The organism is Streptomyces sp. CA-249302 (assembly GCF_050936785.1).
In the GTDB taxonomy this organism is placed as follows: Bacteria; Actinomycetota; Actinomycetes; order Streptomycetales; family Streptomycetaceae; genus Streptomyces.
In genome coordinates, this window is sequence record NZ_JBNJMG010000001.1 from 2,716,413 (window position 1) to 2,732,367 (window position 15,955).

Here is a 15,955-nt window from a genome sequence, read left to right on the forward strand (position 1 = left end):
CTTGAAGGGACTGAAGTCATACGGCGAGGGGCAACTCGGGCAGTCGTAGCCGCGTGCGATCGCGGTCCTTCGCCAACTCGCCCAGCAGCTCGGTGATTTGCTCCCGGTCCCTGGCCGAGAGGCGTCCCGAGTCGTCGAGGTGGACAGCGCAGGCCGTGGTCGCGTCCACGAGCCGTTCGAGGGTGCCGACGACCTCGTCCGCGCCCTCCGAGTGCCGGGCGAGCGCGGGGAGTTCGGCGGCGGCGAGGGCGATGGCGGTACGGGCCTCGGCGAGCGTGCGGTAGGCCTCGCGACGGAGGGTCCAGCGGGCGGCACGGCCGGAGTCGGGCCGGATGCGAGGTACGGAGGGCTCGGCAAGCCGACGGGGCCGGGCAGGGTCACGCGGCCCGGCGGGCCCACGGGGCCCGGCTAGGTCACTCGGCCCGGCAGGCCCACGGGACCCGGCAAGGTCATGCGGCCCGGCGGACCGACCCGACCCTGCAAGATCACGCGGCCCGGCAGGCTCACCGGCCCCGGCAGGCTCACCGGACCCGACCGGCTCACGGCTCTCGGCGAGTACGTGGCCGAGGTAGGCGTACGCGGCCGAGCCCGCCGCCGCGACCCGCGCCCGTACTCCCCCGCCCCGCTGCCCCGGCATCGGCAGATGGCCGACGACGAGCACGATCGCGCAGGCCAGCAGGGTCTCGCCGATGCGGCTGGCGGAGGCCTGCGGTTCACCGCCGACCATCACCAGGGCCAGCACGAGGACGGTCACGACGGCGGTCTGCGCGGCGAAGTGCCGGGTGGCGACGGGGATGAGCGCCCCGCTCACGGCGACGAGCACGACGAGCCCCTCGGGCCTCGGCAGCACGGCTGCGAACCCGGCGAACACGAGAGCGCCCAGCACCGTCCCGGCGGCCCGGCACAACACCCGGGAGACGAGCGGCCCGAGATCCGGCTTGACCAGGAACACGGCCGTGGCAGGCAGCCAGTACCAGTGCTCGTGCTGCCCGTACCAACGGGCGTGATGCAGGGCCTGTGCCACGGCGGCGCTGGCCCCGAAGCAGAGGGCGACCCGAAGCCCGTACTCCCGTCCGCCGGCCCCGAAGACAAGCCGTACCAGACTCCTGCCGCTCCTCCTGCGACTGTGCAGATCGCGCCCTTCGCCCTGGTCGAAGGCCTCCGCGGCGAGCAACAGGGCGTCGTCGAGGGCGCGCAGCGCGGGCGCGGACCGGCGGGGCGCGGGCAAGGGCCCGGTAGCGGCGTTCTCCCGCACGGCACCGGCGAGCCGCCGCGGGCCCTCGGAGGCCCGCCCGGAGACGGCCTCCCCGACCCAGGCGAGCGCGGTCGCGGCCTCGGCGAGCGGCAGGGCGGCGGCGTACTGCGCACGCAGCCGCCGCTCGGCGGACGAGGAGGCGTACCGCCGCAACCGGGGCCCGGCGAGGGCGTCCTGGGCGTGATCGAGGGCGGCGGTGAGCGCGGCCCGCCGGGCGACGGCGTGCGCTCCCCCGACGGCATCGAGCAGTTCGGCGACGGCGTCGTACACGGCGGCGACGGCGTCCCGCTCCCCGTCGAACCGGAAATCCCCGGCGATGGCCCCGGGCGTGGGAAGCGCCAGCCGCAGCCCGACCAGCCACCCGGCCCCGACCAGAAACGCCAACGCCCGCTCCCACCCGGCCTCGGGCACGGGCATCCCGGCGCCGATTGCGGACGCGACGAGCAACTGCGTCCCGGCCCCGGAGGCCACGGGCCCGACCGCACTGATCCCACCGGCGACGAGCCCGACGCAGGTGAGGATCAAGGTGAGCACGACGGGCTGCGCGTGCGCCCCGGCGTACGTCCCCACCAGCAGCCCACCGGCCCCCGCGAGCGCAGGCACCCCGAGCCGCCGGACGGACGCCCGCCGACTCCCGGGCCGGTCGTTGATCCCGGCAAGCATGGCGGCGATGGCGGCGACGACGCCGAGGGAGGTGCGGTCGAGAAGAACGGCGACGAGGAGAAGGGGCCCCGCGGCAAGGGCCCCACGAACGACGGCACTCCAGGGCACGGGACCGCGCTGGGCCCGAAGGGCATGGGCCAGCCACGGCGGAAGCAAAGGCCTGCCGGGACGTACGGGACGTATACGAGAACGGGTCCTGATGCCGGTGCGGGCGGCGGGGCGGGACACGGAGAGCGGACTCCTGACGTCGTGACGAGGGCGGAGGTGAGCCTTCGGGCGACGCTGGCCGGGCTTTGGGGTGCGGTGTCCACGGTAGATCGCGGGCTTGTGGGGTTTGGGACGGTCGTATTACCGGGGTGTGACGATGCTTGGAAACACCATGTTCTTTATGAACGCAATCGGGTCCGCCGGGTAGACGCAATCAATGCCATAACGGTGCAGGAACACTATGCCCTGGGGCTCGGGGAGTTCAGGGAAGTTGTGCCAGGGCCTGACGTACGTGGCCATGGCCCGCGCTGCTCTTGGCCTCGATCACCTCCGCCTCGCCCGCCTCTTCGACGTACATGTCGCTGATGCCGAAAGGACAGAAGAACCTGCTCGCGGTCAGACCGCGCCCGGGTCCCGATCCGGTGCGTCCGTTCGTCCGGCCGGCCCCGGAGCACCATCTGTCCCGGATAACTGAAGGTCCGCCGGTAGCCGATGACCGCGTTGAGTTCCTCGTACGGAATCTCCGCCGGAACCAGATCCAGGAGGCTGTAGGTGGTGTGCCGGCTGGTCCCGCCCGCCTGCGGGGGGGCACAGGAGATCGGCGACTGCGCGATTGCGGAAGACCGCTCCCACTTCACCTATCGCCCGTACCTGGTTCTGCCTGGTGAAGAGAACGACATCGCCGGTGGTGACGTCCACTGCGCGGTCTACCGTGTCCGCCCAGTGACCCGGAGCATGTGATCCATTGTCGCCTAGAGATCCGACTTGCCTTCCGTGCAGGCCGCTTCGAAGAGTTCGTCGGCCCGGGTGACGAGTTCGGTGAGGATTTCGGGGTTCGCGTCGGCAGGCAGGGCCGTGAGGATGTCGTCCACGCCGCGCAGCCCGGCCCGTTCGAGCAACCGCTTCTCGTTCGTCACCCACTCCCCGCGTCCCGCCAGCACGGCATGCCCCGTCTGCACCGCGGCCGTGGCGACGGCTCCGGCGACCTCCGTGAGGCGGCCCGCCGGAGCGTGGTTGGTCTTTGCGTACGCGAGCGTGGCGTGGGCGGTTCCGCGCCAGCGGGTGGCGGCGGAGGCGCGGAGCTTCTCCGGGTACGAGGCCGGGCGTGGCAGGTCGCCGCGGAGGGTGCGGTTGATCGCCAGTTCCGCGACGATCAGATACGTCGGGATCCCCGCGAGGTGGAACATCAACGGTTCCACCCGGAACCGCCCCTCCTCCGCCTCCCCCAACTCGCGCTCCACGACGTCGAGATCGCGGTAGTGCACGTCCACCCGCCACCCGTCGATGATCAGCCACGCACCGCCGTTGAAGACCCCACCACCCCACCCCCCGACCTCGGAGACCTCTCCCTCCCAACCCAGAGCACGTAGGTCGTCGGGGTCGAATCGCCCCCGGTAGTAGATCGCCAAGTCCCAGTCACTGTCGGGCCGATGGGTGCCCTGGGCCCGGGAACCACCCAGGGCCACGGCCTGGACCGCGGGGAGGCCGGCGAGGCGGTCGGCGGTTGAGTCGAGGAAGACGGGGTTGGTGAGGGCGGGCATGGGCGGGGCTCCTGGGGTCGGCCGGGCGGGAGGGGGAGCGAAGAGAGGCGCGAGGGGAGGCGGCCTTGCACGCCACCATCGCCCTCGCGGCGTCGGACGTCGCGCGCAAGCGCCGGCGGGCAGCGGTGCGGAAGGCCTGGGGCTTCGCCCGGGCGACCGACTCGTGCGGGCCTGCGGGTCGGACGTTCAGTGCGCGGGGCCGGCGCGGTGGCGGTTCGAGACGTGATGGACGGTGCGTGACATGGCGGACCTCACATGGAGGCAAGGCTGGCCGGTCAGGGGGTGCGCTGTCGAACGGTTATCCGGTGACCATCTCGGTTGTCAGTGGGGCACGCTTCAATGGAGTCATCACTCAGCGTAACGACGCGGGAGGTCGTGGTGGACGGATGCGACAAGGAGTACGCGGGGCAGGACAGGGGCTATGTGTCCGTGGCTCGACTGCGGGCGCGCGGGTGGACGGTCGGGATGGTGCGGCAGCTGCTCGGTGCGCCCGATCTGCTGCGTACGAACCCGTACTTCCGTACGGGGCCACAGACTCGGCTCTACGCCGTCAAGCGCGTCGAAGCCGCCGAGCGCAGCGAGGAGTTCCGGGCCGCGTCGGCCGCCACCGCCCGGCGCTCCCACGCGGCCCGGGCCGCCGCGCAGCACAGGCGCCGGGAGGTGCTGGCGCGGGTCGCCGCGGAGCCCATCGACGTACCCCGGATCGCACCGCACCGGCTCGCCCGGCTCGCGGTCGAGCACCGGAACCGCCGTGACGAGGAACGGGCCCACGAGCACCGGGCCCACACACCGGACCCTGCGCCGACCGACGGCGCCGACCCGGCCGCCCTCGCCCGCTGGAAGGTCAACTACCTGCGCCATCGACTGACCCGCTACGACGACCTTGCCCATGAGTGCGAACGGCAGCTGCTTGAACGGGAGTACGGTCCACCGCCGGGGTGACGTGCTCTTCGCAATGCTCCGCGACGGCACCTTCTACCAACCGCCAACCCCCATTGCCCCTTGACCGAAGTCATAGGGGCACCCCCCGCACCCCGAAATTCGGATGCGGATCCGCTCGCCGGGCCGGACCATCGGTGAGTTGCCCTACGTTCAGCCGCCCAGCCGTCCAATTACCCAGCCGCCCGTGCCCTCCGGAGCCGCCCCGTGATCCAGCGCGTCACCTCCCCCGCCCTCTTCCCGCCGCCCCGCTACTCCCACGCCTCCGTCGTCGAGGCCGGTACGAAGCTCGCGTTTCTTGCCGGGTCCGTGCCGCTCGATGCCGAGGGGAAGCTGGTCGGCGAGGGGGATCCGGTGCGGCAGGCCGAGCAGGTGCTCGTGAATCTCGGGGAGCAACTGCGTTCGATCGGGAGCGACTTGGCGCATGTCGTGGCGACTGACGTGTACGTCGTGAGCAGCGAGCCCGCGGTGCTGTCCGCAGTCTGGGAGGTCGTCGAGGCGTCCGGCCTCAGCACCGGTCCGCACTCGTCGACCCTGCTAGGCGTGAACTGCCTCGGCTACACGGGCCAGTTGGTGGAAATCACGGCCACCGCGGTCGTCCCCGAGCGGGCGGACGCGTGAGCCTCGCCCACACCGAAGCAACTGGCGGCGCCCTGAGCAGCCGGTTCATTCGCTCGCGTTGCGCGCCAGTTCCAACGCGTACGCCGGCCACCACTGCCCCGCCGACGGCCCACCCCGACACGTGCCGTCCGACTCGCCCGGCCGTTTGATCCAGAGGTAGGCGTCGAGGAGGGCGTTGCCCGTGCGGGTCGTAGGCGGTGCGCCCAGAGCTCGCCCGGGCGGATTGCACCAGCCGTCCGTCGCCTCCGCAACGGCCGCACCACCAGAGCCACCCCCCGCCCCGGCATACGGCCCGTTCCCATTCCGGCTGGTGTCGATGACGTAGTGCTTGCCGCCCAGGTCCTTCGACAGCCAGTCGCCGTACGCCGAACTCGCCTTGTCGGTCTGGAAGTTGGAGACGTTCAGGGCGAAGCCGTCGGCGCGGGCCACGCCCGAAGACTTCAGGGCCCCGACCTGGCGCCAGGCGTCCGGGATCCAGCTGGAGTTGCCCGCGTCGAGGTAGACGTGCGTGTGCGGCTGTCGTTTGAGACGGTCGACGGCGTAGGCGAGCAGGCCGTACCGCTCCGCCGCCACGACCCTGGTGCACCCCGCGACCACCTGGGACACCGCGTCCGGTTCTACGACGATGTAGGCACCGCGGTCGCCCAAGGCCGCCGCGAACTGGTCGACCCAGGCGCGGTAGTCGGCCGCGCCGGAGGCTCCGCCCGTGGAGTACTGGCCGCAGTCGCGGTTCGGGATGTAGTAGGCGACCAGGACGGCCAGCCGACCGGCCCGCGCCGCCGCGCTGGTGCGGGCGCGGACCACGGGGCCGGGGTTGGGCCCGTTCAGCCACTCGGCCTGCGCGCGGGAGGCGATGCGGTCCATGAGCGCGGCGTCCGCCGCACGCCCCTCCCGGCGCCATGCGGCCGCCTGCTGAGCAGCACGAGAGTCGGGGTCCACCCAGAACGGCGAAACCGCACCCCCTCCCCCCGACGCCCCGGCGCAACACGCACCGACCATCAGCGCAGCAAGCAACCTACGCGCCACCGCCCCGGAGAGACCGGAGAGAGGGGAAAGAGGAGAAAGAGGGGAAGGCCGGTCACTGACGACCACCGGGCGACTCCATTCCCGCCACCGGATCGCCCGGACCGGCCGGCACAGGGCAATCCGGCGCAGATCCGGCGGCAACGCACTGGTCGGATCGGACGACGACGACATGTTCGCCCTCACCGAAGTCTGCGGGACCGAGCACACCCACCCCGGCACACGCCCGCCGAGGCGGCCACAACATCACCCCGACGGGCCTGGCCTACGCCCACCCCCACCCCCACCCCTACCCCTACGCCTCCGCCCGGGCTCCCGATGCCGGAAGGCCCAGTCCGCCGCCCGCGCCGCCAGCCCCACCAGGTCCGCCTCCCCGGTCTCGCCGTCAAGGTGCCGGTATTCCACCGCCGTAAGGATGACGACCCGCTCCGGCAGCCCCAACTCCTCGTGGAACCCACCGGCCAGGATGTCCGCGGCAGCCTCGTCAGCCGGCACACCGGCCGCATGCCTGGCGCGAATCAAAGCTTCGAGTTCCAAAAGATATGTGACATAGCACTGGACATCCTCCCTGCTCATCACCCCACCATGCCCAGGAATAACAACCTCCGCTTCCAGCCCGAGAATCGTCTCGCAGGCCGCGGCCACCCTCGCGATAGGCCCGTCCCAGTGCACGGGATGGTCCCCCGCGAACAGCACGTCCCCCGCAACGACCACCCCCTGCGCCGGCAGATGCACGACAAGGTCCCCGGCCGAATGCGCCGGCCCCACCTCGATCAGCTCCGCCTCGACATCGCCGACCCTCAACTCGTACCGCCCCGAGAAGGTGACAGTCGGCGGGACGGCCTCCACGCCCTCGTAGCTGTAGCGGCCGAAGTGCTCCCGCGCATACCAGCCGAGCGGCTGATCGGCCGGCGTCCCGTGCGTCAGGAAGTGCATCTGCTGAGGCGAGGGTTCCCGGCACAGATGCTCCGCGCTGGCCTTGGTGGCAATGATCTCGGCCCCCGGGAAACAGCCGTTGCCGAACGTATGGTCACCGTTGACATGCGTGTTGACGATCGTCCGCACAGCACCGGCACCCCCCGGCAGAACCGGCCGAGCAGCGGCAATCAGAGCCTCGGTCATCACCCGGTCGTAAGGCGTGTCGACCAGAGCAGCCTGCCCACCGGAGACGACAAGCAGACAGTTGGCAAAACCCCAGGTCCCGGCATACTGCGGCGCCCACAGATGAAGGCCGTCACCAACCGAAAGAAGTCCGTCGGGAAGATTCATACGCCCCATTGTGACCAACGACGATCACGTCCCCGCACCCCGCACCCCGCACCCCGCACCCCGCACCCGCCCACTCACCCCACCCCCGCTCACCCCCTCCCCCTCCCCTCCCCCTCACCCCTCACCCAAGCCGGGGCGCATCTCGCATGGACGCGCGGGAGCAGGGGCGGGGCGGTACGGCGAACCCGCCGCGTACGTGGCTAGTCGGGCTCGTCCCCTCCCCAGGACACAGCAGTACCGTCGGCGGCGGGTTCGCCGTACCGCCCCGCCCCCCACACCCGCCGCTTGACCACCGGCCGAGCCCACCCCCCGACCCGACTGGTCGACAGTCCCAGCCCCACCAACGACTCGGCCAACTTCACCGCGGCCCCCACCCCGTCGACCACCGGCACCCCCAGCTTCTCCCCCACCACCCGCTGAAGCCCCGTCATCCCGGCACACCCCAGCACCAGCACCTCCGCCCCCGCCTCCCGAGCCCGCTCAGCCGCAGCCAGAAACGCCGCCTCCGTCCGCTCGACGTCCCCCAGATCGAGCACCCCCAGCCCCGTCCCCACCACCGCCGCGCAGTTCCGCCCCACCCCCGCCAACTCCAGGCTGTCCTCGATCTGCCCACAGGACCGCTCCAGCGTGGTGACGACCCCGTACCGCCGCCCGAGCAGACACGCCAGATGAGCCGCGGCCTCGGTGATGTCGATGACCGGTACGTCGACCAACTCGCGTACGCCTTCCCGCCCGTGTTCCCCGAACCCGGCCATGACGACGGCGTCGTACGCGGGCCCCTCATAGGTCCGCAGCAGATCGATGACGGCCGCGGCCGACAGATAGCTGTCGAGCCACCCCTCCGCCGACTCCGGCCCCCACGCAGGCGTGAGCCCGAGCACGGTGGTGCCCGGGCCTGCCGCGGCCCGGGCACCTCGTACGATCTCCGCGGTCATCTCCTGCGTGGTGTTGCAGTTGGTGACGACGATCCGCACGTTCCTCAGACCTCCGCAGCCTTGGGCAACTCGGGGTCGGCCACGGGGTCGGCCACCCGGTCGTTCCGGCACAGCAGCAGATACAGCCCGGCACCCAGCGCCGTACCGATGAACCACGAGTACGGGGCCACATCGCTGAACGTCTTCACCAGCGCGAGGACACCCGCCACACCCGCCGCCGGCAGGAACGCGCACAGCGCCTTGGGGTTGACGCCCTTGCGGTAGTAGTACCGCGACCCGGGCTCGGCCTTGAAGAGCTCGTTCACGTCGATCCGGCCCTTCTTCACCCAGTAGTAGTCGAGCATGATCACCCCGAACAGCGGGCCCAGGAAGGCCCCCAGACCGCCCAGGAAGTAGTTGACGACGGTCGGGTTGGAGAACAGGTTCCACGGCGTCACCACCAGCGCGGCCACCGTGCTGATCATCCCGCCGATCTTGAAGCTGATCTTCTGCGGCCAGACGTTCGCCAGGTCGTACGCCGGTGAGACGAAGTTGGCGACGATGTTGACGCCCATCGTGGCGATGGCGAATGTCAGCGCGCCCAGCACCATCACCCAGGTGTTGCCGACCTTGGCGACCAGTTCGGCCGGGTCGGTGATGGCCTGCCCCCACACCTCCAGCGAACCGGCCGTCACGATCACCGAAACCACCACGAAGGCGGTGGAGTTGATCGGCAGCCCCCAGAAGTTGCCGCGCCGCACGGTCCGGTAGTCCGGCGCGAACCGCGAGAAGTCGCAGAAGTTGAGCATCAGCGTGCCGTACGTGGCGAGGATCAGCCCGATCGCCCCGAACCACTGCCGCCACTGCTCACCCACCGACACGGGATGCGGCGTGGACGTCAGCGAGATGCTCCAGTCGGCCTTCCACAGCACCCACACCGCCAGCGCGATCATCACCAGCCAGATGGCGGGCCCGCAGAAGTCCTGGAACTTCCGCACCGACTCCATGCCCTGGCTGATGATCAACGCCTGGATCAGCCACAGGGAAACGAACGACACCCATCCCAGCGCGTCGAGTCCCAGGAACGAGTGGTGTGTCCAGGACTCCAGCCCCGGCCACGCGGCGAGCAGCATCACGTTGACCGCGACCGAGGCCAGATAGGTCTGGATGCCGTACCACATGATGGCGATCACGGCCCGGATCAGCGCGGGGATGTTGGCGCCCCACACCCCGAAGCTGATGCGGCTCACCACGGGAAACGGGACCCCGTGCCGCTGCCCGATCCGGCCCATCCAGTTCATGCCGACGTAGATGAGCACGAAGCCCACGAGCAGGGAGGTGAAGACCTGCCACACGTTCATGCCGAGGACCAGGAGGCCGGCGGCGAAGGTGTAGTTGCCGAGGTTGTGGACGTCGGACATCCACATGGCGAAGAGGTCGAAGACCTTCCAGTTCCGCTTCTCGGCGGGGGTGAGGTCTTCGTTGGTCAGTCGGGGGTCGGGGACGAACGCTGGTGCGCCGGTGGCGGCGGCGCGGTCGGCGAGGGACACGGGGCCTCCAGGGACAAGGGGACGGAGGACGGCAGCCGTTTGGTATACCAAACTGCCGTCATGGTGCCGCCGTCAAGAGTTCGGACCGATGTCGCGATTGTTAACGCTCGGTAAAAGACCCCCGAGGTCGGAGAAGATGTCTCCATGAGCTCCACGACGACGAAGATCGAACCTCTGGGCGCGGTCCGCGAACGCGTCCTGGCGAACCTGCGGCAGGAGATCATCGCGGGCAGCCTCCGCCCGGGCGACCGGCTGGTCGAGCGGGAGCTGGCCGAGCGCCTCGGGGTCTCCCGGGTACCGGTCCGCGAGGCGATCCGCGCGCTGGTCGCCGAGGGTTTCGTGCACTTCGAGACACCGCGCCGCACGGTCGTACGCCGCCTCACCCCGAAGGACGTCCGGGAGCTCTTCGAGCTGCGCGAGGCCCTGGAGGTGTACGCCGCGGGGCTCGCCGCGTCGAACGCGACACCGGACGATCTGACCGAGGTCGAGGAGCTCCTGGACCAGGCGACGGCCGCGACCGAGGCCGGGGACGCGGAACTGATCACGGACATCAACAGCCGCCTACACGACCGCATCGTGGCGATGGCCGGCAACAGCCTGCTGACCGCGGCCCTGGAACCGGTCGCCGGCCGACTGCGCTGGATGACCCGGCGGAACGAGGAGTGGCCCCAACTCCTCGTGGAACACCGCGAGTTGTACCAGGCGATCGCCTCCGGCGACCCGGACCGGGCCCGCGCGCACGCACTGGCCCACGTGCGGACCAATTACCGGTCGACGGTCCGCCACCTCTTCGGGGAGACTGAACCGCTCGCCTGACAGCGTGCGGTCAAAATCGCGTCCAGCGGCATTCAAAGCCGCATCCAGTGGGGGAAGACAGTGGCCCGACCAGCCCGTTTCGGCGTTTTCGTCGTCATGCTCATGACCATCCTGCCGATCTCGGCCTGCGGCTCGGAAAAGGACACCACGCCCGACGTGGCACCGGCCCGGACCCTGAGCGCGGCGGAGCTGGAGAAGGCCACGGTCACCAGCGCCGACCTCGACGGTTACGAGGTGCAGCGCGCCCTGTCCGCCACCTTCGCCTCCCGCAGGACGGCGCAACCGTCCGAGTGCACGCCCCTCGCCGCCGCGATCGGCGGCAGCAGCGGCTACGCGGCCACCGCGCGCGTCGCCCGGTCGGTCTTCCCGAAGAAGGCCGGCCAGGGAACACAGATGACCCTCTCCTCACACAGCGCCGAGGACGCCGCCCAGGTGATGGACTCGCTGAAGAAGGCCGCCGAGAAGTGCGAGACCTTCAAGGACGTCATGGCGGACTTCGACTACCAGGGCGTGGGCGTCCGGTCCGGCACCGACTACGGCGACGACTCCGTTTCCCTGGAGCTCACCCAGCTGCTGCCCGACAGCACCGTCAAGGTCCCCTACACCGTGCTGGCCGTCCGGCAGGGGGCGACGATCGCCATGTTCACCACCTTCGTCAGACCTTCCAAGTCCAACAGCGACAAGACGGCCGCCGTACCGGAAGAAGTCGTCGAGGCCCAGCTCAAGAAGCTGACCTGAGCGCGTACTTGTCCGTCGCCGCCACCAGCGCCTCCCCGATGCCTGCCGCCCCGGCGTTGTGCCCCACCTCGTCGACGACCACCAACTCGCTTCCGGCCCAGGCCTGTTGCAGCCGCCAGGAGATGCCGAGCAGGTTGCCGAAGTCGAGCCCGCCCTGGACGAGCGTGCCCGGGATGCCCTTCAGCCGGTGCGCGTCCCGCAGGACGACGCCCTCGTCGTTGCCCTCGCCGAGGAAGTGGTCGTTGCCGAAGTAGTGCGTGACCGTACGCGCGAAGCCCATCCGGAACTCCGCGTCCTCGAACCGCTCGACGGACCTGGGCGCCGCGGGAATCGTCGCCGTCTCCCAGTCGGTCCAGGCCCGCGCGGCCCGCGCCCGCACCTCCGGGTTCGGCGACTCCAGCAGCCGGCTGTAGGCGGCGGCGAGGTTGCCGTCCCGCTCGTCCTCCGGCAGTTCACTCACGAACCGCTCGAAGGCCTCCGGGAAGATCTTCCCAAGTCCCCTGGTCAGCAGGGCGACTTCGGCGTTGGAGCCGGTCGCGACCCCGGTCAGCACGATCTCGCTCACCGCCTCCGGATGCGTCTGCGCGTACCGCAGCCCGAGCACCGACCCGAACGAAACGCCCCACACCAGCCACCGCCCGATCCCCAACTCCCGCCGCAGCAGCTCCAGATCGGCGATGAGACGAGCCGTCGTATTGACGCTCATGTCGGTGTCGTACGCGCTCGCGTTCGGCGTGGAGCGTCCGCTGCCGCGCTGGTCGAGGAGGACGATCCGGTAGGCGGCGGGGTCGAAGAGGCGCCGGAAGTAGGGGGAGCTGCCGGAGCCCGGGCCGCCGTGCAGGACGACCGCCGGTTTGCCGTCGGGGTTTCCGCAGGTCTCCCAGTAGACGCGGTTGCCGTCGCCGACGTCGAGGAGGCCGTGGTCGTAGGGCTCGATCTCCGGGTGGATGGGCATCCGGGCACCGTAACCCTGCCGCGACCGTGGCGCCTCCCCATTTCGCGACCTGAGCCGCCGGCTCATTTCACCGGCAGCCCCGCCGCCTCCCCCGCCGTGCGCAGCACGTCCCGGAGCATCTCCGGGGTGAGCTTGCCGGTGAAGGTGTTGCGCTGGCTCACGTGGAAGCAGCCGAAGAGGTCGAGGCCGTCGAGCGGCACGCGCGTGCCGTGGCCGAACACCGGCCGGGGCCGCGGCACCGCCCAGCCCGCCTCGGTGAACGCGGGCAGCGCGGCCTGCCAGCCGAAGGCGCCGAGCACGACCACCGCGCGCAGCGTCGGCCGCAGCAGCTTCAGCTCCTGGACCAGCCAGGGCCGGCAGGCGTCCCGCTCCCCCGGCGTCGGCTTGTTCTCGGGCGGGGCGCAGTGGACGGGCGCGGTGATGCGGACGCCGTGCAGTTCGAGGCCGTCGTCGATGCTCACCGAGGTCGGCTGCGAGGCGAGCCCGATGTCGTACAGGGCCTGGTACAGCACGTCCCCGGAGCGGTCGCCGGTGAACATGCGACCCGTGCGGTTGCCGCCGTGGGCGGCGGGCGCGAGGCCGATGATCAGGAGCGGGGCGTCGGCGGGGCCGAAGCCGGGCACCGGGCGCGCCCAGTAGGTCCAGTCCTGGAAGGCCGCGCGCTTGACCCGCCCGACCTCCTCCCGCCACGCCACGAGCCGGGGGCAGGCCGTGCACCCGGCGACGCGGGCGTCGAGCTCGGCGAGATGGTCCATATGTCAACGGTATGGCCCAAGGAACCCCGCCGTCAGCGAGCTGTCCGGCCCGGCCACGGCGCATGCTGGAGGTATGGACGCGCATCCCAGTGTGGTCGTGCTGCCGCCGGAGTCGGACGGCGGCCGGCATGTGACGGTCGACGGCGAGCGTATGGGCACCGCATACAGCCTGTTCGACGTGCTGGACTTCGTGCACCGGGCCGGCCTGCCCACCGAGGACCGGGCGGTCGACGACCCCGAGCTGATCGAGTGGCAGGGCGGCGGACCGTACGAGTGGGGCAACACGCCGTAGGCCCTGGTCAGGCCTCCGCGTCGGTGCTCGCGGGCACCGCCCGCCGCGGGGCCGTGCCCTCGGACACCCGGCGCGGCATCATCAGCAGCGCGGCCATGGCGACGGCGCAGCAGCCGACGATGTACCAGCTGATGCCCGTGCTGGAGCCGGTGTGCTCCAGGATCGCCGTGGCGATGAGCGGCGCCGGTCCGCCCGCGATGACCGAGGCGAGCTGGTAGCCGAGCCCGGCGCCGCTGTAGCGGACGTTCGTGCCGAAGCCCTCGGCGATCAGCGCGGCCTGGGGGCCGTACTGGATGTCGTGGAAGACCAGGGAGAGCACGATCGCGAGCAGTACGAGCCCGGAGCTGCCGGTGTTGAGCAGGCCGAAGTACGGGAACGCGAACAGGGCGGTGCAGACGATGCCGATGCCGTAGATCCGGCGGCGTCCGAAGCGGTCGGAGAGGTGGCCGAAGAGCGGGACGCTGACCAGCCCGACGGCGGCCGCGACGAGCGTGTAGTTCAGCAGGTCGCCGCGCGCCAGACCGAGCTCCTTCGTGCCGTAGGTGAGCACGAAGGTGATGAAGAGGTAGAACGGCGCCTGCTCCGACATCCGGACGAAGGCCGAGGTCAGCACGGTGAGCGGCTGATGGCGCAGCACGCTCCAGACCGGCTGCCGCACCAGCACCCGCTCCTCCTTGACCTCGGTGAAGGCCGGGCTCTCCAGCACGCGCAGCCGCACGTACAGCCCGATGCCGATCAGCACCGCGCTGGCCAGGAAGGGGACCCGCCAGCCCCAGCTGTCGAAGCCGTCGCCGGCGGTGGCGTTCATCAGCTTGACCATGCCGGTGGAGGCGAGCAGACCGAGCGGCACGCCGAGCTGCGGCCAGCTGGCCATCAGCCCGCGGCGGCGCTCCGGCCCCCATTCCATGGAGAGCAGGACCGAGCCGCCCCACTCCCCGCCGACGCCGATGCCCTGGGCGACCCGCAGCAGCACGAGGAGGAGCGGCGCGGCGAGACCGAAGCTGGAGTAGCCGGGCAGGAGGCCGATGAGGAAGGTGCTGACACCCATCAGCACGAGCGTGGTCACGAGGGTGGACTTGCGCCCGATCCGGTCCCCGACATGCCCGAAGATCGCCGCTCCCAGCGGTCGCGCGGCGAACCCCACGAACTGCGTGGCGAACGAGGCGAGCACTCCGGTGTACGGCTCCGCGCCCGGGAAGAACACCTGCGGGAAGACCAGGGCGGCGGCGGTCCCGTAGAGGAAGAAGTCGTACCACTCGATCGCGGTACCGACCGTACTGGCGACCACGGCACGGCGGCGGTGCCGGCGCATCGCTTCGGGGAGGACGGGGGACTCCTGCACGGTCATGGCGGCTCCCGAACGAGGTGCGGTGAGCGTGCTACCCGGCCGCGGACATGTCAAGAGGTGCGGTCATGAGCCGATACGGCGGTGAGGTCACCCAGCAGCCGCAGCGCCGCCTCGCACGGGGAACCGGGCTCGGCGGTGTAGGCGATCAGCCGCTGTCCGGAGCTGCCGGGGATGTCGAGGTTCTCGAAGGCGAGGTCCATCGGGCCGACCAGCGGGTGGCACAGGCGTTTGACGCCCGAGGTGCAGGTGCGCACCGGGTGTCGGGCCCAGAGCGATGTGAACTCCCTCGACTTCATGGAGAGTTCGCCGATCAGCTCGGCCAGCCTGCGGTCGTCGGGATGCCGACCGGCCACCAACCGCAGGGACGCTACGGCGAGTTGGACCTCCTCCGTCCGGTCCGGGTAGAGCTCCCGGTATCGCTCGTCGAGAAAGAGCATCCGGATCAGATTGGGGCGGGCGTCCGGTTCCAGATGTCCGGCGAGCAGGGCGTGCCCGAGCCGGTTCCAGGCGAGGACGTCACCGCGCCGGTCCAGGACGAGGGCGGGCACCTCGGTCATCGCCGTCAGCAACTGCCGTGCTGACGCGCTCACTTGGGGAGCCCGCACCGGGGTCGACCGGGACCCGGAGACGGGTCGGGCGAGCCTCTTGAGGTGCGCCGTCTCGTCCTCGGTCAGCCGCAATGTGCGTGCGATCGCTTCGAGTACGGCGTCCGAGGCGCCGTTCCCACGCCCCTGCTCCAGGCGCGTGTAGTGCGTGATGCTGACGCCCGCGAGCATCGCCAACTCCTCGCGGCGCAGCCCGGCGACACGGCGGCGGCTCGGCAGCGGACTGATGCCGACGTCCTCGGGACGCACCGCGGCACGGCGGGACTTGAGGAAGTCCCCCAACTCGGACAAGGCCTCCACCACCGCCTCCTTTCTCTCGTCCCCATGATGCCCGCCGGCCTGTGCGAACGGGGTCGCCGAGGGTGGTCACGCCATGACCACCCACGAGCAGGTTCTGGCTGGGCCCACCCCAGCGAGTGAGCCTTCCTGAACGGCGCGGCACGCAGCGCCGAAAGACCGTCAGG

Annotated in this window: 15 protein-coding genes; 5 read left to right on the forward strand and 10 right to left on the reverse strand. The window is 70.9% G+C overall.

What is annotated here, in order from left to right; all coding sequences use genetic code 11:
• Nucleotides 1-16 precede the first annotated feature (16 nt).
• Together ACQEWB_RS12275 and ACQEWB_RS12280 are read right to left on the reverse strand one after the other, a co-directional pair.
• Entirely contained in the window at nt 17-2,059 is a 2,043-nt protein-coding gene (locus ACQEWB_RS12275) for an FUSC family protein (RefSeq protein WP_432843768.1), read from the reverse strand.
• An 818-nt stretch (nt 2,060-2,877) separates the two neighbouring features.
• On the reverse strand, nt 2,878-3,666 hold the full coding sequence (locus ACQEWB_RS12280) for a nucleotidyltransferase domain-containing protein (RefSeq protein ID WP_432830046.1): 789 nt from the start codon (nt 3,664-3,666) through the stop codon (nt 2,878-2,880).
• 378 nt (nt 3,667-4,044) lie between these two features.
• Here ACQEWB_RS12280 and ACQEWB_RS12285 point away from each other — a divergent pair, with 378 nt between their 5' ends.
• Complete coding sequence (locus tag ACQEWB_RS12285) at nt 4,045-4,608, forward strand: hypothetical protein (RefSeq protein ID WP_432830048.1); 564 nt, start codon at nt 4,045-4,047, stop codon at nt 4,606-4,608.
• Between the two features lie 204 nt (nt 4,609-4,812).
• Nucleotides 4,813-5,226 (forward strand): RidA family protein, encoded by a 414-nt coding sequence (locus ACQEWB_RS12290; RefSeq protein ID WP_432830050.1) that lies wholly within the window; start codon nt 4,813-4,815, stop codon nt 5,224-5,226.
• Between the two features lie 45 nt (nt 5,227-5,271).
• On the opposite strand, the gene ACQEWB_RS12295 is transcribed toward ACQEWB_RS12290, so the two are convergent.
• The 4 genes from ACQEWB_RS12295 to ACQEWB_RS12310 form a co-directional block, all read right to left on the reverse strand.
• Nucleotides 5,272-6,225 carry a glycoside hydrolase family 6 protein gene (locus ACQEWB_RS12295; RefSeq protein WP_432830052.1) on the reverse strand — a complete coding sequence of 318 codons (954 nt, stop codon included), beginning with the start codon at nt 6,223-6,225 and terminating at the stop codon, nt 5,272-5,274.
• Nucleotides 6,226-6,495: 270 nt separating this feature from the next.
• Entirely contained in the window at nt 6,496-7,518 is a 1,023-nt protein-coding gene (locus ACQEWB_RS12300) for an MBL fold metallo-hydrolase (RefSeq protein ID WP_432830054.1), read from the reverse strand.
• Nucleotides 7,519-7,718: 200 nt separating this feature from the next.
• On the reverse strand, nt 7,719-8,492 hold the full coding sequence (locus tag ACQEWB_RS12305; protein ID WP_432830056.1) for an aspartate/glutamate racemase family protein: 774 nt from the start codon (nt 8,490-8,492) through the stop codon (nt 7,719-7,721).
• 5 nt (nt 8,493-8,497) lie between these two features.
• A complete protein-coding gene (locus tag ACQEWB_RS12310) occupies nt 8,498-9,982 on the reverse strand; it encodes an NCS1 family nucleobase:cation symporter-1 (RefSeq protein WP_432830058.1) in 1,485 nt (494 codons plus the stop codon).
• 144 nt (nt 9,983-10,126) lie between these two features.
• Between ACQEWB_RS12310 and ACQEWB_RS12315 the strand changes: the two genes are divergently transcribed.
• Nucleotides 10,127-10,798, forward strand: coding sequence for a GntR family transcriptional regulator (locus tag ACQEWB_RS12315; protein WP_432830060.1), 672 nt, complete (start codon nt 10,127-10,129; stop codon nt 10,796-10,798).
• A 102-nt stretch (nt 10,799-10,900) separates the two neighbouring features.
• Nucleotides 10,901-11,536, forward strand: a complete 636-nt coding sequence (locus ACQEWB_RS12320; protein WP_432830062.1) for a hypothetical protein — start codon at nt 10,901-10,903, stop codon at nt 11,534-11,536.
• Here ACQEWB_RS12320 and pip read toward each other — a convergent pair.
• A complete protein-coding gene (pip, locus tag ACQEWB_RS12325; protein ID WP_432830064.1) occupies nt 11,520-12,491 on the reverse strand; it encodes a prolyl aminopeptidase in 972 nt (323 codons plus the stop codon). The genes ACQEWB_RS12320 and pip overlap by 17 nt on opposite strands.
• 62 nt (nt 12,492-12,553) lie before the next feature.
• Entirely contained in the window at nt 12,554-13,246 is a 693-nt protein-coding gene (locus tag ACQEWB_RS12330; RefSeq protein WP_432830066.1) for a uracil-DNA glycosylase, read from the reverse strand.
• Nucleotides 13,247-13,319: 73 nt separating this feature from the next.
• Here ACQEWB_RS12330 and ACQEWB_RS12335 point away from each other — a divergent pair, with 73 nt between their 5' ends.
• Nucleotides 13,320-13,538 carry a hypothetical protein gene (locus tag ACQEWB_RS12335; protein WP_432830068.1) on the forward strand — a complete coding sequence of 73 codons (219 nt, stop codon included), beginning with the start codon at nt 13,320-13,322 and terminating at the stop codon, nt 13,536-13,538.
• A gap of 7 nt (nt 13,539-13,545) precedes the next feature.
• Here the strand turns inward: ACQEWB_RS12335 and ACQEWB_RS12340 are convergent, their stop codons facing one another.
• Nucleotides 13,546-14,886: an MFS transporter gene (locus ACQEWB_RS12340; RefSeq protein WP_432830070.1), complete on the reverse strand. Its 1,341-nt coding sequence runs from the start codon at nt 14,884-14,886 to the stop codon at nt 13,546-13,548.
• Nucleotides 14,887-14,936: 50 nt separating this feature from the next.
• Nucleotides 14,937-15,791 (reverse strand): helix-turn-helix transcriptional regulator, encoded by an 855-nt coding sequence (locus ACQEWB_RS12345; RefSeq protein WP_432830072.1) that lies wholly within the window; start codon nt 15,789-15,791, stop codon nt 14,937-14,939.
• Between the last annotated feature and the right edge of the window lie 164 nt (nt 15,792-15,955).

Bases quoted from the DNA above. Each gene is read 5' to 3' on its own strand.
- ACQEWB_RS12280 (WP_432830046.1), bottom strand. From the start codon at position 3,666: ATGCCCGCCCTCACCAACCCCGTCTTCCTCGACTCAACCGCCGACCGC.
- ACQEWB_RS12295 (WP_432830052.1), bottom strand. From the start codon at position 6,225: ATGGTCGGTGCGTGTTGCGCCGGGGCGTCGGGGGGAGGGGGTGCGGTT.
- ACQEWB_RS12300 (WP_432830054.1), bottom strand. From the start codon at position 7,518: ATGAATCTTCCCGACGGACTTCTTTCGGTTGGTGACGGCCTTCATCTG.
- ACQEWB_RS12315 (WP_432830060.1), top strand. From the start codon at position 10,127: ATGAGCTCCACGACGACGAAGATCGAACCTCTGGGCGCGGTCCGCGAA.
- ACQEWB_RS12320 (WP_432830062.1), top strand. From the start codon at position 10,901: ATGACCATCCTGCCGATCTCGGCCTGCGGCTCGGAAAAGGACACCACG.
- pip (WP_432830064.1), bottom strand. From the start codon at position 12,491: ATGCCCATCCACCCGGAGATCGAGCCCTACGACCACGGCCTCCTCGAC.
- ACQEWB_RS12330 (WP_432830066.1), bottom strand. From the start codon at position 13,246: ATGGACCATCTCGCCGAGCTCGACGCCCGCGTCGCCGGGTGCACGGCC.
- ACQEWB_RS12335 (WP_432830068.1), top strand. From the start codon at position 13,320: ATGGACGCGCATCCCAGTGTGGTCGTGCTGCCGCCGGAGTCGGACGGC.
- ACQEWB_RS12340 (WP_432830070.1), bottom strand. From the start codon at position 14,886: ATGACCGTGCAGGAGTCCCCCGTCCTCCCCGAAGCGATGCGCCGGCAC.